The organism is Rhodobacter sp. NSM (assembly GCF_052244495.1).
GTDB lineage: Bacteria > Pseudomonadota > Alphaproteobacteria > Rhodobacterales > Rhodobacteraceae > Cereibacter_A.
On record NZ_JBQPXH010000008.1, the window covers coordinates 181647 to 196853 of the forward strand.

Here is a 15207-nt window from a genome sequence, read left to right on the forward strand (position 1 = left end):
CTCAGACGATCGGTTCGTAGATGGAGGCGGGCAGGTTGTAGCCCCATTGCCGGAAGCGGTCGGAATAGTGCGAGCGCACCCCTGTCGCATTGAAGCGGCCGATGATCTTGCCGGAGGGCTCGATGCCCAGACGCTCGTAGCGGAAGATCTCCTGCATCGAGATCACATCGCCTTCCATCCCGGTGATCTCGGTGATCGAGACCATGCGGCGCGACCCGTCCTGCAGGCGGCTGGCCTGCACGATCAGGTTGACGGCCGAGGCGATCTGCGCGCGCACCGCCTTGATCGGCATCTCGATCCCGGCCATGGCGATCATGTTCTCGAGCCGGCTGATGCCGTCGCGGGCGGAGTTGGCGTGGATGGTGGTCATCGAGCCGTCGTGGCCGGTGTTCATGGCCTGCAGCATGTCGATCACTTCCTCGCCGCGGGTCTCGCCGACGATGATGCGGTCGGGGCGCATCCGCAGCGCGTTGCGCAGACAGTCCCTCTGCGTCACCGCACCCTTTCCCTCGACGTTGGCCGGCCGGCTCTCCATCCGTCCGACATGGACCTGCTGGAGCTGGAGTTCCGCCGTATCCTCGATCGTGAGGATCCGTTCCTTGTTGTCGATGAAGGACGAGAGCGCGTTGAGCGTCGTGGTCTTGCCCGAGCCCGTGCCGCCCGAGACGATGACGTTCAGCCGCGTCGCCACCGCAGCCTGCAGATACGCCGCCATTTCTTCAGTGAAGGCGCCGAAGCGCACGAGATCGGCGATGCCGAGCTTGTCCTTCTTGAATTTCCGGATCGAGACCAGCGAGCCGTCCACGGCGATCGGCGGCACCATGGCGTTGAAGCGCGAGCCGTCGGCAAGGCGGGCGTCGACATAGGGCGTCGATTCATCCACCCGCCGGCCCACGGCCGACACGATCTTGTCGATGATCCGCAGCAGGTGCCGCTCGTCCTTGAAGGTCGTGTCGGTCAGTTCCAGCTTGCCGCCCCGCTCGACGAAGATCCGGTAGGGGCCGTTCACGAGGATGTCGTTGATGCTCTCGTCCTTCAGCAGCGGCTCGAGCGGGCCGAGGCCCATGACCTCGTCATAAAGCTCCTGGTTGAGGATCGTGCGCTCTTCCTTGTTCAGGACGACGCTCATCTCCTCGAGGGCCTCGCCGCAGATGGCGGCGATCTCGGTCCGCAAGCTCGACTCGGAAGCCTTCTCGAGCGCGGCCAGGTTGAGGTTGTCGAGGAGACGGCGGTGAAGCTCGACCTTGAGCTCCATCAGCCGTTCCTTGCGCTTCTTCTCCTTGTCGGTGGCGATCGCCTCCGCGCCGGGCCGGTGCACCGGCGAGGTCGGGCGGGGCTGTGCGACCGGGGCCTTCGCCGGCGCAGGAGCCGCGGGCGCCGTCATGGTCGGAGTGGCCGCGCCCACCGCCGCCGAGGGTGCGGGCTTCTGGCCGTCCGTTGACTTGCGATAGCGCGAGAACATTCAGGACACCTTCCGGATCATCAGGTCTTGGCGGCTTCCACGGACTTGCTGTGGTCGTAGAGCGACTTCGCGAGCTTCTGCAGCTCGCGGCGCAGCGGATTCTTGGCCGCCGACTCCGAAAGCGGCAGGCCGTGGTCGTTCGCCTGTGTCACGCCCATGCCGCCATCGGGAAGTTGCAGCTCGATCTCGATGTCGAGGCTTTCGGACATGCGCTTGACGCGGCTCTTGGCCGAGAGGTCGGTGAAGCGCGGGGCGCGGTTCAGCACGAAGCGCAGTTTCTCGTGTGGGAGGCTCTCGGCCTTCAATGCGCGCACGAGCCGGAGCACGTTCTGCGCCGAGCGAAGGTCGAGTTCCATCATCGCGAAATACGCATGCGAGCGGGCGAGGACGGCTTCGGTCCAGGACGTGACGGTCGTCGGCATGTCCACGACCACGAAGTCGAAGTTGGCGTGCGCCATGTCGAGCAGCCGGCCGATGTCCTCGGCCGTCACGATGTCGAGGGGCAGCATGTCCGGAGGCGCGGTGAAGACGTGCAGCTTCTCGTTGAAGGTGAGCATCGCCTGCAGGAAACCGTCGCTGTCGGCGGACTCGGTGTCGGAAAGGATATCGAACACCGACTCGCGCCGCGGCAGGTCGAGGTAGGTCGAAATGGCGCCGAACTGGAAATCGAGGTCGATCAGGCAGACCCGCGGAGCATCTGTCTTCGAGACGGTGGCGAGTTCCCACGCGAGGTTGCAGGCGAAGGTCGAGGCGCCTACGCCGCCGGCCATGCCGTGAACGGGCAGAAGGATGGCGTCGCGGTCGCCGCGCGCCTTGAACGTGGGCGCATGGACCGCGCCCGGCGCAGCGGGTGCGGCCGTCGGATCGTTCGCCGCGGATGCCGATGCCGTGCGAATCCGTTCGATGGCTTCGTGGAGCGCGCCCTCGGGCAGGGGGTAGGGAACGAAATCGTCGGCGCCGAGTCGAAGCAGCTGGTGCAGCGCGATCGGGCTCACCTGATCCGCGATCAGGATGACCTTGATGCCCTTGTCCTTCGCGGTGCGGATGATGTCCGTCAGCTGGGCAAGATCGCCCTCATCCTCGCCGTCCACGGCCAGCGCCACGAATTCCAGCGTCCGCGATTCGGGCTGGCGGAGGAACAACTCGGCATCCTCAAACGACAGATCGCCCCAGCTTTCGCCCAGTTCGATTTCCATGTCGTTGATCAGGATCTCGAAATTCTGGACGTCGCGCGAGATCGTGCAGGCCACGATTGGCGCAGGATCCGGTTGAAGCGTCGCCACGCTGTTCATCCCAACATGTCCTTCCCCTGGCGGGCGCCGGAACGGGTCAAAGATCGCAAACCGATTTTGGACCCGAACGGTCCTGAACACCCAAATATCCACGGAAATGCCGACGCGCCGAATCCGGCCACGCCGACTGTTTCCCATTGGGCACAAGGTGCTGACCAATGGTGGCAGGATTTGGGCTAAAAAAACGTTATTGTTGGATTTGTGGGAGCGGCCCTGCCGCTCCCTTCGCGATCAGCCGCCGGGTGCGACCTGGGTCGCAATCACGCGGTTGGACGGGTGGACGCGCTTTGCTCCGGCGACGTATTCTCGGAACACGATCGCCGCATATTTGCCGTTGAGGGTCATCCGGTTGCCCCCGACGAAGCCCGAAACCTCGGTGACGGTGCGCCGGTTGCGCTCCTCGGGCGTGGAAACCGGGATCACCGGCCTTGTTTCCCCGTAGGAAACAAGGGCCTCGAGACGGCTCGGGTTGATGCCCTGCGAGGCGAAGTATGCCACGACGGCCTTGGCCCGGCGCAGGCCCAGAGCCTTGTTGTAGGCCGTGGAGCCAACGAGGTCGGTATGGCCGTAGACGCGGAAGCGCACCTCGGGGAATTGGCGGATCCAGTCCGCCTGTGCACTCAGCACCATCTGCGACTCGGGCGTCAGGGCCGCGCTGTCGAAGGGGAAGGTGATCGTCGGCTCGACCTCTGCCGCGAAGCGTTGTCCAAGCGCCTGCGTTGCGCTCACTGCCCCCATATGGACGAGGGAGTTGTTCATCGTGGCATTACCGAAACTGCCGTCGTTAATCTCGGACGAGGCCATCCTGTCGCTGCAACCGGCCAGCGCCAGCACCAGCGGGGCGACGAGGATCGTGGAACGCATCTTCGTCATCCCTTACTCCATCACATAGCCATAGGAGCCGCTGAAGTCCTGCCGGGCGACCTCGCCCGCGGCTCCGCGCCCGGTCACGCGCCCGAAGAGGAACTGCTCCTTCTCCGAGGGCAGCTTGACCCGATCCGTCGGCAGGGCCAGCGCCTCGCCGCGGGTGGGAGTCACGAGATGCGGTGTCACGATGATGACGAGCTCGCTCTGGGCGCGCTGATATTCCGCGCTCCGGAAAAGCGCGCCGAGGATCGGGATGTCGCCCAGCCACGGCACCTGCCCGTTCAGATTGCGGAAGTCGTCCTGCAGAAGGCCGGCGATGGCGAAGCTCTCGCCGTCGCGCATCTCGACGGTGGTCGAGGTCTCGCGCCGCTTGAAGGCGTTGATGGTAAATCCGGCGCTTTCCAGCGAGACCGTGTTGTCGATCGAGGAGACGGCGGCATTGATCATGAGATTGATCTGGTTGCCGTCGACCACGACCGGGGTGAAGTTCAGCTCCACGCCGAAGGGCTTGTACTCGATGGCGATCTTTTCGTCGCCACTGGCGACGGGGATCGGGTATTCGCCGCCGGCGAGGAACTTCGCCTCCTGTCCCGACAGGGCGGTCAGGTTCGGCTCCGCCAGCGTCCGGACCACGCCTTTGGATTCAAGGGCCTCAAGAAGCACCGAGAATTCAAGCGCACCAACGGAGAAGCCCAGCTCAAGAGCGCCATTGACGGCGCCATCGATGTTCAGCGGATAGGAGGTCGGAATCCCGTTCTGCAGATAGGTGCCGGTGCCGCCGCGGACCGATCCTGTCCCGTTGGTGGCGGTGAGCGACGAGCCGAGGGTCTTCGCGACCGAGCGCTGCATCTCGGCGAAGCGGACCTTGAGCATGACCTGTTGCGTGCCGCCGACGCTCATGAGGTTCGACACCCGATCGGGCGCATAGCGATTCGCGAGGTCGAGCGCCCGATCCAGCCGTTCCGTGCTGGTGACGGTGCCCGACAGCACGATCCCGTCGTTCGCCGTGCGGACCTCGATGTTCTCGCCGGGCAGGATCTGGCGGAGCCGTTCCTTGAACTCGGCCACGTCGGGCGTGACATGCACGTCCACGTTCGAGATCAGCCGTCCGTCCGGCCCGAGGAGAGTGAGAGTCGTGCGGCCCGGCGCCTTGCCCAGGACGTAGATCGAGCTTTCCGAGAGCGTCGAGATGTCGGCGATGCCCGGATTGGCGATGGAAAGTTCCGCGAAGGGCCGGTCGCTCTCCACGACGACGGCACGGTTCATCGGCACGTTCAGGGCACTGGAGGCCGAGCCTTCCATCACCCGGAGCGTCTGCGCCGCTGCCGGCGTCACGGCCGTGGAGGCCGCGAGCGCAAGCGCAGCCAGCCCGGCCCGAAGGGAGTAGTTCATGCTCATCTGGCCTGCCTTTCGGATCACGCCTCACTCACAGGTCTTAACTGCCCGCTCAGCCGGCACGATGCAGGATCCGACATTTCATTGCAACATTCATGGGGTTGCAGGTGAAGATGAATGTGGATAACCGGCAACACCGCAGGCTTTTCGGCATATGCGAAGAAGCCGGACGACTTTGCCGTCCGGCTCCCGAATGTTGTCCCGGCGCGATGGCGCGCCGCTATCAGTTGGTGCAGGGAGTGCTTTCCACCACCTCTGCGCCGCGGCGCGTGCGGATGATGCAGGCAGGTTCCTCCTCGATCTCGACGACCTTGTCAGGCTCGCCGATGAGGATGCGGGTGTCCACCGGCGCCGCGTCCGCTTCTGTGTCATCGTTCCGACCGACGAGGGAAAGCGAAAGACGGCCGGTCGCTTGCGCCTGCGCAAGACGCGCCACCTGCTGGGGTAGCACCTCGACCGTGACGGTGCGGGCGATCATCGCCGAAGTGGCGACGTCGGCATTGGCGGTCTGGTCGATGGCAATAATCGGAATGGTCTTCTCGATGAGGCGCGTGGTCTCGCCGCCGCTGCCTGTTCCGGTCCAGTAGACGTCCACGCGGTCGCCCGGCTGGAGGAAGCCCGACACGCCCGAGGCCACATCGACCTTGATGGCGAAGGCGCGCATGCCGCTGGCGAGCCGAAGACCGGCCTCGACGCCCGGCTCGGTGACCTTCACGGCCAGAACCGGTTCGAACTTTTCCATCTGGCGCAGCACGTAACGGGGTTTCGACGGATCGGAGAAGAGCACGTCTTCCTCCTTGAAGATCGTGTCGGGCAAGGCGTTGGCGGGCCACATGATCTTGCGGACGTCATCCTTCGTCAGAGGAGCGCCGTAGTTCAGCGCCTTGTTGGTGACGAAGACCTCGACCATGGGCCCGAGCTTCTTGCGGGCGTCCCGCTCCTTCTCGAGCGCGGTCTGGGTCTGGCTGATGTAGCCCTGCGCCATGTAAACGGCAAAGCTCGCCAGAGCGAGCCCGACCATCAGCACGAGTCCGAATACGAAGCGCATGTTCATTCCCCTTGTCGCGTGCCACTCCGGAAGATCTGGATCGGAGGCGGCTGATCGTCGTGATGGGGCTTGATTGGGGCCTTTTCGGGGCGATGGCCGATCCGGAACGCGAAGTTGCGGTGGTTGTGTTTACGGTTGACCCGCATTCGCCACCGACGAGGCGACGTAGGATGCGAGATGCTCGGTGGCTTCCCGGAGACCTCCGAAGGTCGCCAGGCTGATGAGGATGCCGAGCAGAAGGATCGCCGCCGTCAGGACCACCCAATCAACGGTAATGGCGCCGTCGTCCGAGCGAAGGAGATGGAGCAGCTTTTCCATGACGTTCTCCCTGAAGGAACGGCGCAGGTGCATGAGGAGCCGCAAGCGTCGCTCTTGCGGCTCCTCTGCTGTGTGGAGATGGATCAGAGGTTGTCCGGGTCCGAAGCGGCTTCGATGTTCGACGAGATCGTCGAGGCAGCGGTTTCGAGAGCGCCCTTGACGGTGCCCATCACGAGCAGGCCGAGGCCGACGATGGCGGCGGTCAGCACGACCCAGTCAACGGTGACCGCACCGTCTTCGTCGTTGCGGAAGTTTTTGAAGATGTTCAGCATTTTCATGGTTACAGCCTTTGCTTGAAGTAATCGTCTCGCCGCCGTTTCGCTGATTTCTTCCCGGTCCGCCCGTTCCGATCTCCGCCTCGGCATGGGTTCAATAAGCCCCCGGAATGTGGCGGCACTTTGGTCACTGGTGGGTTTTTTGCGGAACGGAAGATGGGGCCTGCCATCCTTTCGCAATGCGTTGCATCCGAAAGATAATTCGCGGATCCGGCACCGGCCGGAGGACCGGGACTGTGGGAAATGGGTCCTATTTTCGGCAAATCCGGACGGCCGGAGGAGGGATTCGTGGCCCGGATGGCCGCCTTGCCCTAGAATCGCGGGAAAACAACGACGAGCGGGCAGTCTTCCGATGCGAACCTGGAGTGGCGTGCTGATTCTCGCGCTGATGCTTGCCGCGCCCGCTCCGGCGGCGGCCGAGCTGAGCCCGGAGACCGACTTCACCTTCCGACGGGTAAAGCCGCCGACTATGGGCGCGTCGAAGCGCATCACGGTGCAGATCGATCCTGCCGAGCAGGCGCGGCGGCTTGCAGCCCTTCCCAAGGTCCAGCCGCGCAAGCCGGACGCGGCGAAGGAGGCCCCGGCTTCGCTGCCGCCCGAGGCAGGCGGCGTCGAGCCAGGACCCACGCCGAAGGGCACTTCTTATGCCTGGTTCTGGGACAAGGTTCCCGTGGCGATCGGTGCCGTGCAGGACCGATTCCCGCTTGCCCTTGCCAGCCTGTCACAGGGCCCCGAGGGAGCCTCGGTACGGGCGCCGCGGATGCAGCACATGCAGCAGATCGCCGAACGCTACGGGCTCGACATCCTTAAGGCCACGCTTGGCACGCGGGTGTCGCCGGCGCTGGTCCTCGCCGTCATCGGGATCGAGAGCGGCGGTCGCGTCAGCGCGGTCAGCTCGGCCGGGGCGCAGGGCCTGATGCAGCTGATTCCCGCGACGGCCAAGCGCTTCGGCGTCGCGGATTCGCTCGACCCGGTGCAGAATATTGCAGGAGGCGTTGCCTATCTCGACTGGCTCATGGGCGAGTTCGGGGGCGACCCGCTGATGGTGCTGGCCGCCTACAACGCCGGCGAAGGGGCCGTGCGCGCCAACGGAGGCGTGCCGCCCTATGCCGAGACGAGGGATTACGTCCCGAAGGTGCTGGCGGCCTGGCAGGTGGCGCAGGGGCTTTGCCTCACGCCACCCGAACTGGTCTCGGATCCCTGTGTCTTCCGGATCGTGTCGGCGGGCCTCTGAGGCCCGCGGTGGAGCGGCCGTTACCAGCCGCTCCGTGAGGTGTCATCCGACGATGGTCGCCTCGGTTGCGGCGCGGAGCTCGTCCTCGGTCACGCCCTCGGCGCATTCGACGATCTTCAGCCCGCCCGGCACCACGTCGAGCACGCCGAGATTGGTCACGATGCGATTGACCACTCCCTTGCCGGTCAGGGGCAGGGTGCATTCCTTCAGCACCTTCGACTCGCCGTGCTTCGAGGTGTGGTCCATCACCACCACCACGCGCTGCACGCCCGCCACCAGGTCCATCGCCCCGCCCATGCCCTTCACGAGCTTGCCCGGGATCATCCAGTTCGCAAGGTCGCCGTTCTCGGCCACTTCCATCGCGCCGAGGATCGCCATGGCAATCTTGCCGCCGCGGATCATCGCGAAGCTCTGCGCGCTGTCGAAATAGGCGGTCTTGGGCAGCTCGGTGATGGTCTGCTTGCCGGCATTGATCAGGTCGGCGTCCTCCTCGCCCTCCCAGGGGAAGGGGCCCATCCCGAGCATCCCGTTTTCGGATTGCAGCGTCACTTCGATCCCTTCGGGGATGTAGTTGGCCACCAGCGTCGGGATGCCGATCCCGAGGTTGACGTACCAGCCGTCCTGAAGCTCCTGCGCGGCGCGCGCCGCCATCTGGTTGCGGTCCCAGGCCATGATCTCTCTCCCCCTCAGGCGCGCTTGCGCACGGTGCGCTGTTCGATGCGTTTCTCGTGCTGGCCCTGGATCAGGCGGTGCACGTAGATCCCCGGCAGGTGGATCGAGTCGGGGTCGAGGCTGCCCATCGGCACGATCTCCTCGACCTCGACGACGCAGACCTTGCCGCAGGTCGCGGCCGGCGGGTTGAAGTTGCGCGCGGTCTTGCGGAAGACGAGGTTGCCGCTCGGATCCGCCTTCCAGGCCTTCACGATCGACAGGTCCGCCACGATCCCGCGCTCGAGGATGTAGGTCTCGCCATCGAACTCCTTGTGCTCCTTGCCTTCGGCGATGACGGTGCCCACGCCGGTCTTCGTATAGAAGCCCGGGATGCCTGCGCCGCCCGCCCGCATCCTCTCGGCGAGCGTGCCCTGCGGGTTGAACTCGAGCTCGAGCTCGCCCGAGAGATACTGCCGCATGAACTCGGCGTTCTCGCCGACATAGGAGGAGATCATCTTCTTGACCTGCCGCGTCTCGAGCAGCACGCCAAGTCCGAAGCCGTCCACGCCCGCATTGTTCGACGCGATGGTGAGATCCTTCGTTTCGGCGTCGCGGATCGCCTGGATCAGCAGCTCGGGAATGCCGCAGAGGCCGAAGCCACCTGCAGCGATCAGCATTCCGTCGAACAGCAGCCCGTCCAGCGCGGCGGCGGCGCTGTCGTAGACCTTCTTCATGGAGACCTCCCGAAAATTCTCGCAGGAATTTGTGGCGGACGCTCCGCAGCCTGTCAATCGCCGCGCCGCGGCGTCAGCGCCGGGCAACGACCACCGGGCTGTCGCCTTCGAACAGCAGCAGTGTCCCGCCCTCGGCGATGTCGAACCGGCTGACCCGCTCGAGAGCGGAGAGGAACCGGCTCTCGAACCCCCTGCCGGGGCAGGCCATGCGCGTACCGGCAAGCGGGCCGATGTCCAGACCTTCTCCGGTCGTCGCGTAGCTGCCGAGGAAGCGGTTGCAGCCTCCGTTGCCGGTGATCCGGTCGCCCTCGATCGAGAACGTCACGCCGAACGGGGCAGGGGCGCCCGCGACGCGCTCGACGATCCAGTTCCCCTGCAGGAGCGCCGAGGGCTCGCCGCCGCAGCCCTGCAGCGGCGGCTCTTCCAGCAACGTGACGGAAAGCGGATAGGGCATCCCGGACATGATGTCGTGGCAGAGGCCGGGCCGGATCTCGAAGGCAATCGAGGGGGTGACGTAGCGAACGGCTCCGCGCCGACGTCGGGGATCGGGCAGGGGGGCGGTGAGGGTCTCGCCGGACTGACGCAGCAGGCTCATGCCCTCGGGTCCAGCCTTGAGGAGCCATCCGGGCTCCTGTCCGCGCGCCGTCAGGGGCAGGTAGGTCTCTCCCCCTGCCGGCAGAGTGCAGGCGGCAAGCAGGACGGCGAGACCGAGGATGCGCATGTGGACCTCCCTTTCCGTCGGGACCTTCCCTCCGGTGCGGCATGTAACTTCGGAAGCCCGGCGCGCGTCAACCGCGTCCCTTGTCCGCGCTGCCGGGGCCGCTATTGTCGCGCGGCGAAGCCCGCGTGGTGAAATGGTAGACACTGGGGACTTAAACTCCCCTGGCCGGAAGGCCGTGCCGGTTCGAGCCCGGCCGCGGGCACCACCCTGCACATGCGCGACGCCGGACGCCGGCCAGAGACCTGCGGCTTCGCTACCGAGGTCATCCGCGAGACGACCAGTGCGCGGGGCGCGTCCACCCCGATCGGGGGACCACTACGGGAGAAGAGGGGATCTGGTAGGCCCGGAGGGCGGCCCAAGAGTTGCCCGAGGCCCAGCAATATCAGGCGCGCAGTGTCCCATGCCCGGCAGGACCGTCTCTAACAGGATCAAGGGGTTAGGAGGCCGGTGTCCCACGCCGTCTTGATCAGTCGTCGTGCGGGCGTGCGTCCGTATGCGTTTCTCTGCGAGCCGGTCGTGCTTGACCAGTGTGGCCGGCTTGCAAGGCAGGGAGCGTCTGCAGCCAGCCCTAAGCGGACTCACGAAACTCATGCATCATCGCCTGAGGGCAATGCGCGCGTCCTGCCACAGACCACACGAAGCATAGTATGTGCAGCGCGTAGAACATCTGTTAGCAGGGTGCGCTTGTCACCTCTGCCTGAGCAAAGACCCCGCCGGCCTCACGAGGGCGGAAATGCAAGTTGGTTGACAAATGTAGCAAATTTTCGTATATAGTTGCTCAACGCGTATCGCGTCCAAGTGGGAGACACGTCTGTGCTCAAGGCCGATGTATTTGTGAGGGATCAGATCAAGCCAAACCTTTGGCCGAAGTTCTCGACCCTATTGCGTACTGCCTATGCGGCAGCTGATGAATTGGTTCGAGACATCCCGATCCTTCAAGTGAAGAGCGCGCAGGATAACAAGGGGCGCATCATTAGTTGGGCGGTGGACTTCGCTCTCGAGCGGGCCGTTGAGATGGGGACGATACCATGCGAATGCCGGTGGCGTCCGTTTGACGAGCCTACCGGGCGTTACTTGGAGCTACGTTTTGCTCATTCCCGCCTTACCATCAGCCAAGTTGCTAATCCAAGCAGGCAGCCAAGGAACGTTGGGTTCAGAGAGAATGCTCGCTTAGGCAACGGCCAGTGGGCTTTCGACTTCTCAGGCGAGGTGATTGAAAAGGAGGAAGAAGTTATCGATCTCCCGCACATCCTTTTTCTTCATGGTCATCAAAGCTTGCAGTTCGCTTATCTGGCGGTGCCCTCGCATATCTCCAAGTGCTCCTTCCTTTGGCGAAGCCAGAACTTGATGCATCTGCCGCATGAGGTTCCCCAAGAAGGTCCGGCGCCGGAGGATACGGATTATGATCTAAACGAAATGGAACTTCTGAAAGAGCGGATTGAAAGGTGGCGGAAAGATAATGGTCAGGACTGACAACGTCGTCGGCTTCCCGGGACCCAAGGTTCGCCGGACAGCTGGCCGACTACTTGTAGCTGAACGACTGACCGAGGCGAGGCTTGCTGCCCGGCTGACGCAAACCGAATTGGCTCTTGCGATCGGTGTTAGCCGGCAAGCAGTATCTACCTATGAATTGGGTACAAAGAGCCCGGAGCCCGCGACCATGCACGCAATCTCTCATGTTTTGGGGCAGCCTATTTCGTTCTTCACTAAGACCGAACATACCGCATTCGGCGCGTTCAGTCCTAATTTCTTTCGGAAAGTTGGGGCCGATACCAAGCGGCGCAATTTGGCATGTGAAGTATATGCCAAGTGGTTTGCGGCGTCTGTTCACGCTTTCGATGAAATTGCAAATCTTCCCGCGGTGGATGTGCCTCAGTTTGAACCTGAGGACGGACTGGAAAGCGCTTACACTGAGGAAGAAATTGAAACTATTGCGGAGAAGGTCAGGCAGCATTTCGGCCTCGGATGGGGCCCCATCACCAATGTTATACGTCTTCTGGAAGTGAAGGGCGTTTCCATTTGTCGCTTGGAAATTGAAGGGGAGAATATCGAAGCGTTCTCTTATTGGTCGGGAGAACGGCCCTTCATCTTCCTGGCGTCAGACAAAGGAAGTGCGGCTCGTGCGCGTTTCGATGTAGCTCATGAGTTGGGGCATCTCTGCTTGCATGGTTGGGTCTCCGCAGTAGAGATCGAGGACGCTGCTCGACTGAAGCAAATGGAGGCAGAGGCTAACCGTTTTGCGGGGGCGTTCCTTCTGCCGCGCAAGTCGTTCCCGAATGAGGTTTATTCGCCTCGAGCGGAAGCGTTCATCCCGCTTAAAGAACGGTGGAAGGTGGCTATCCAGGCGATGGTCTATCGCTGCAAAGATCTTGGATTGTTTGATGAGCGGCAGGTCACGAACATCTATAAGCAAATTTCTTTCAAGAAATGGAGAACAAAGGAGCCGCTAGATGGCGCATGCGGCATACCATTAGAGCGCCCGACTCTGCTTAGAACGATAGCTGAGCTAATCCTGTCAAAGGGTCAGACCACTATTGAAGAAATCTGCAATGGCCTCGCGTTCGCGCCGTCAGTGATCGAGCAGATGTGGGGACTTGAAGCAGGAGTTTTGCGGATGCCACATGAGACGGAGTTTTTGCCAACACTTAAATAAGGCCTTTTGCATTATGTTTCGCACGGGATGTGAAGATGTCGGCACATTAACAAGGTCTGTTGCGATGGCCGCCTGAGCCGACTGCTCAGCAGGCGGCCAAAGCCGATTAATGGGCGGTTGTGCCTTGCCTTCAACTAGGCTCTGCTGCTCGCCGCAAGCAATATACGAGCCATCGCTCTTTAAGGCAGGGGCAGCGGAACGGGCTGCCTCCGACGTGAAGATCCCTAATTTCAATTCATTTGTGCGCGAAGAATAACCCCATAGGTGACCTCTTCAGTTCGTGGTGCGCATCGCGAAGCTCCCGGAACCGTTCCGGAATTTCTTTTAACTTGGGCGCATCGACCACTTGATTGATGGCGAATGCGGCAGCGCCAAAGGCGGGTGTTCCAGTTGCAATAGCCGCAAGTTCTACTGCTCCAGAGACTATCCACGAACCCAAGTCTTGGCCCGCAAATCTCATCCCTTTCTTTCTTAAATCTGCAATGTTCTCTTGGTGCTTGTGGAAGGCTGCCTGCACATTGTCAACTATTTGATCGCTGGAGCGAAAGAACGCTTCCGGCTTTGCAGCGGCGATCTCCCTCACGCCGGCCGATAGCATTTCACGTATCTCATGGAATGCTCCTTGCTGCCGCATCTCTATGAGCGCGTTTGGAGGGATAGTTCCCAGCCACTGCATGTCCGTGTCCGCAACGCGCTGCAAGCCCCTAACCATATGCAAGTGTGTGACGTCGTCATCCGCTAGAGCGGAGTTGTATTCCAGTTTCCAGTTGAAGTACTTCCAAGAAGTTGGGGCATCTATCAGCGGCGTGCCTTGCAGGTAGCGGCTCTTTAGCAAAATGTCAGTCGCTTGCATCATGCGACCTATACACTGGCTGGCGATCACGTCTCCGGCTCCATTTCCGGCCGAAAACATACTCTGAACGTGCGTACTGGATCGTCTAATTTGATCTTCTAAGGTACCTGTCCAACCGGTGTCAAAGAGTAATCGCTCCCGGTCGACGATCTCCCGTACGGCTCTGTCCGGCGTATCGAGCTTCGCTGTAAATCCGAACAACTCTTCAGTAGACTCAAATTTCCTGCCAAAGATCTTCCCGGCATGAATGAGCCCGTCTCTTTCCGCCACCCTCTTAAGGAATTCCACCTCCTCGGCATCCACTGAAGATTTAAAGGGTGTGACTACAACGATTGGGTTTTCGAGTTTGGCTAAGGCTAGGTCCTTGTACTGCATCAGATTGATGGCATGCTTCACAAGGTAGTAGGCTTGAATCTCTGGGGCGGCGCGCTCAAAAATCTGTCGGGTGTGCCAAAAAGGGTCGGACAATATTATCGTGTCCAAATACAATCCGGTGCTGCTGGCAATGTTGCGCTGGTAGGAAGGAAAGAGATCCCCCCCGTACACTGCCTTCGTTCCTGCCAAGTCCTGCACATGGTAATGCGAACAATCTGCAATTGCCGACCAGAACTCCTGAAGCCCTTCGAGAAACCTTGGGATTTGAGGATGTATGTCAGCCACTGCCGAAGGTTGTCGAGCTACTGCCTTAGCAAAGATATGCGCATCATAACCCTTTTCACCCGCCTCTTTAACAAAGAAATCCAAATTCTCTTCGATGTATTTAAAATACGTGTTGGTTATGTCTTCGAGCGAAGTCGCGCCCTTTACTTCTTCACGCTGTTTTGCAGCTGCCGCCATCATGGCCATTGCGCGAACTCGGCCATCAACAGTCGACAAGTCAATCTTCCCGTCGGCTCCGTAACGGACAGCACTTAGGCTCTTCTCGAGGTCGGCAGCGAGATGCTTCGCGACGTGAATCTTGCCTTCTTCAAATTTAGCTCGAAGGACCTCCAACCGCCAACGGAGTTCTTCGTCGTAATCTTCTGGGGTCATCTCACGTCCCGCTGTGTTGGTGAGCCTGAATTATAGGAAAGACGTTCGGTATCTCGGGCCTTTCCGCCCTATGCAGCGTTGACGTTATTGCCCTGAGCAGCATCCCGCAATTGCAATATAGAGCCTCAATCAGATATTCATCTGTCCCCAATAACAGACCCGGGCTCTTCACGGCATCAGTCAGGCGACCGACTTTCGGGGCGGATCTAGCGCAGGCAGCCTTCCGCCAACTCGTGGAACTGGTGCAGCGAAAGACCGGAAGCTGCGCCGCGCTATAGATCGTGCAGCAGGTGCTCGGGTCCGCTTCCTGCGCATTGCGGTCATAGGAGCGCGGCTAGTTGCCGCGCCCCGGACAAGCGAGATGCTCAGAGCTCGGCGGCTTGAGCCAGCCTGGACCGGACCAGCGCATCGAGCGTGTCCGCCGGCGGCGCCAGCTGCTTCAACGCATCCGGCACCGAATACCGGACATAGCTCGAGACAAACTCCGTAGCCGCATCGGGGGCAAGCTTGCGGGCTACCGCGAGGCGCGCAGCGGTCATGATCGCCGAGTGCAGCGCCTCGCGATGCCGGGCCTCGATCTGGATCCCGGTCCAGTGCTGGAAGCGGACGGCGACGAGGCCGATCAGTGCGGTCAACACCACGCCCGCGAGATCGAGCAGGCTTGGCGTCAGC

At 62.1% G+C, this 15207-nt stretch carries 14 protein-coding genes, 1 tRNA gene and 1 pseudogene; 4 read left to right on the forward strand and 12 right to left on the reverse strand.

The genetic code is table 11. The features are described 5' to 3' along the window. Nucleotide 1: 1 nt before the first annotated feature. The 7 genes from ACTVZP_RS16025 to ACTVZP_RS16055 all read right to left on the reverse strand — a co-directional run bounded on the left by ACTVZP_RS16025 (nt 2) and on the right by ACTVZP_RS16055 (nt 6660). Nucleotides 2-1462: a CpaF family protein gene (locus ACTVZP_RS16025; RefSeq protein ID WP_443213168.1), complete on the reverse strand. Its 1461-nt coding sequence runs from the start codon at nt 1460-1462 to the stop codon at nt 2-4. Nucleotides 1463-1482: 20 nt separating this feature from the next. Then, nucleotides 1483-2754 (reverse strand): AAA family ATPase, encoded by a 1272-nt coding sequence (locus tag ACTVZP_RS16030; protein WP_443213169.1) that lies wholly within the window; start codon nt 2752-2754, stop codon nt 1483-1485. Between the two features lie 231 nt (nt 2755-2985). Further along, a complete protein-coding gene (locus ACTVZP_RS16035) occupies nt 2986-3627 on the reverse strand; it encodes an OmpA family protein (RefSeq protein ID WP_443213170.1) in 642 nt (213 codons plus the stop codon). Between the two features lie 3 nt (nt 3628-3630). Further along, nucleotides 3631-5019: a type II and III secretion system protein family protein gene (locus ACTVZP_RS16040; RefSeq protein WP_443213171.1), complete on the reverse strand. Its 1389-nt coding sequence runs from the start codon at nt 5017-5019 to the stop codon at nt 3631-3633. Between the two features lie 220 nt (nt 5020-5239). Then, nucleotides 5240-6064 (reverse strand): Flp pilus assembly protein CpaB, encoded by an 825-nt coding sequence (gene cpaB / locus ACTVZP_RS16045; RefSeq protein WP_443213172.1) that lies wholly within the window; start codon nt 6062-6064, stop codon nt 5240-5242. Between the two features lie 129 nt (nt 6065-6193). After that, on the reverse strand, nt 6194-6382 hold the full coding sequence (locus tag ACTVZP_RS16050; RefSeq protein WP_443213173.1) for a hypothetical protein: 189 nt from the start codon (nt 6380-6382) through the stop codon (nt 6194-6196). 83 nt (nt 6383-6465) lie between these two features. Continuing rightward, nucleotides 6466-6660, reverse strand: coding sequence for a Flp family type IVb pilin (locus ACTVZP_RS16055; RefSeq protein WP_443213174.1), 195 nt, complete (start codon nt 6658-6660; stop codon nt 6466-6468). A gap of 349 nt (nt 6661-7009) precedes the next feature. Here ACTVZP_RS16055 and ACTVZP_RS16060 point away from each other — a divergent pair, with 349 nt between their 5' ends. Then, nucleotides 7010-7891, forward strand: a complete 882-nt coding sequence (locus ACTVZP_RS16060) for a lytic transglycosylase domain-containing protein (protein WP_443213175.1) — start codon at nt 7010-7012, stop codon at nt 7889-7891. A gap of 42 nt (nt 7892-7933) precedes the next feature. On the opposite strand, the gene ACTVZP_RS16065 is transcribed toward ACTVZP_RS16060, so the two are convergent. From ACTVZP_RS16065 to ACTVZP_RS16075, 3 genes are all read right to left on the reverse strand, one after another. Continuing rightward, nucleotides 7934-8563: a CoA transferase subunit B gene (locus ACTVZP_RS16065; protein WP_443213176.1), complete on the reverse strand. Its 630-nt coding sequence runs from the start codon at nt 8561-8563 to the stop codon at nt 7934-7936. 14 nt (nt 8564-8577) lie between these two features. Beyond that, nucleotides 8578-9276: a CoA transferase subunit A gene (locus tag ACTVZP_RS16070; RefSeq protein WP_443213177.1), complete on the reverse strand. Its 699-nt coding sequence runs from the start codon at nt 9274-9276 to the stop codon at nt 8578-8580. Between the two features lie 73 nt (nt 9277-9349). Beyond that, nucleotides 9350-9997 carry an META domain-containing protein gene (locus ACTVZP_RS16075; protein WP_443213178.1) on the reverse strand — a complete coding sequence of 216 codons (648 nt, stop codon included), beginning with the start codon at nt 9995-9997 and terminating at the stop codon, nt 9350-9352. Between the two features lie 119 nt (nt 9998-10116). Here ACTVZP_RS16075 and ACTVZP_RS16080 point away from each other — a divergent pair. The 3 genes from ACTVZP_RS16080 (at nt 10117) to ACTVZP_RS16090 (ending at nt 12650) form a co-directional block, all read left to right on the forward strand. Then, nucleotides 10117-10202, forward strand: a tRNA-Leu gene (locus tag ACTVZP_RS16080). Between the two features lie 608 nt (nt 10203-10810). Then, entirely contained in the window at nt 10811-11470 is a 660-nt protein-coding gene (locus ACTVZP_RS16085) for a hypothetical protein (RefSeq protein ID WP_443213179.1), read from the forward strand. Further along, complete coding sequence (locus ACTVZP_RS16090) at nt 11457-12650, forward strand: helix-turn-helix domain-containing protein (RefSeq protein WP_443213180.1); 1194 nt, start codon at nt 11457-11459, stop codon at nt 12648-12650. The genes ACTVZP_RS16085 and ACTVZP_RS16090 overlap by 14 nt, the downstream gene beginning before the upstream one ends. Nucleotides 12651-12885: 235 nt before the next feature. Here ACTVZP_RS16090 and ACTVZP_RS16095 read toward each other — a convergent pair whose 3' ends face one another. Together ACTVZP_RS16095 and ACTVZP_RS16100 are read right to left on the reverse strand one after the other, a co-directional pair. Further along, on the reverse strand, nt 12886-14535 hold the full coding sequence (locus ACTVZP_RS16095; protein WP_443213181.1) for a hypothetical protein: 1650 nt from the start codon (nt 14533-14535) through the stop codon (nt 12886-12888). A 365-nt stretch (nt 14536-14900) separates the two neighbouring features. Next, a pseudogene (locus tag ACTVZP_RS16100) lies at nt 14901-15207 on the reverse strand (hypothetical protein); the annotation flags it as partial.

What these genes read in the sequence shown, in the direction of transcription:
- ACTVZP_RS16025 (WP_443213168.1), bottom strand. Translation starts at nt 1,462, where the DNA reads ATGTTCTCGCGCTATCGCAAGTCAACGGACGGCCAGAAGCCCGCACCC.
- ACTVZP_RS16030 (WP_443213169.1), bottom strand. Translation starts at nt 2,754, where the DNA reads ATGAACAGCGTGGCGACGCTTCAACCGGATCCTGCGCCAATCGTGGCC.
- ACTVZP_RS16035 (WP_443213170.1), bottom strand. Translation starts at nt 3,627, where the DNA reads ATGACGAAGATGCGTTCCACGATCCTCGTCGCCCCGCTGGTGCTGGCG.
- ACTVZP_RS16040 (WP_443213171.1), bottom strand. Translation starts at nt 5,019, where the DNA reads ATGAGCATGAACTACTCCCTTCGGGCCGGGCTGGCTGCGCTTGCGCTC.
- cpaB (WP_443213172.1), bottom strand. Translation starts at nt 6,064, where the DNA reads ATGCGCTTCGTATTCGGACTCGTGCTGATGGTCGGGCTCGCTCTGGCG.
- ACTVZP_RS16050 (WP_443213173.1), bottom strand. Translation starts at nt 6,382, where the DNA reads ATGGAAAAGCTGCTCCATCTCCTTCGCTCGGACGACGGCGCCATTACC.
- ACTVZP_RS16055 (WP_443213174.1), bottom strand. Translation starts at nt 6,660, where the DNA reads ATGAAAATGCTGAACATCTTCAAAAACTTCCGCAACGACGAAGACGGT.
- ACTVZP_RS16060 (WP_443213175.1), top strand. Translation starts at nt 7,010, where the DNA reads ATGCGAACCTGGAGTGGCGTGCTGATTCTCGCGCTGATGCTTGCCGCG.
- ACTVZP_RS16065 (WP_443213176.1), bottom strand. Translation starts at nt 8,563, where the DNA reads ATGGCCTGGGACCGCAACCAGATGGCGGCGCGCGCCGCGCAGGAGCTT.
- ACTVZP_RS16070 (WP_443213177.1), bottom strand. Translation starts at nt 9,276, where the DNA reads ATGAAGAAGGTCTACGACAGCGCCGCCGCCGCGCTGGACGGGCTGCTG.
- ACTVZP_RS16075 (WP_443213178.1), bottom strand. Translation starts at nt 9,997, where the DNA reads ATGCGCATCCTCGGTCTCGCCGTCCTGCTTGCCGCCTGCACTCTGCCG.
- ACTVZP_RS16090 (WP_443213180.1), top strand. Translation starts at nt 11,457, where the DNA reads ATGGTCAGGACTGACAACGTCGTCGGCTTCCCGGGACCCAAGGTTCGC.
- ACTVZP_RS16095 (WP_443213181.1), bottom strand. Translation starts at nt 14,535, where the DNA reads ATGACCCCAGAAGATTACGACGAAGAACTCCGTTGGCGGTTGGAGGTC.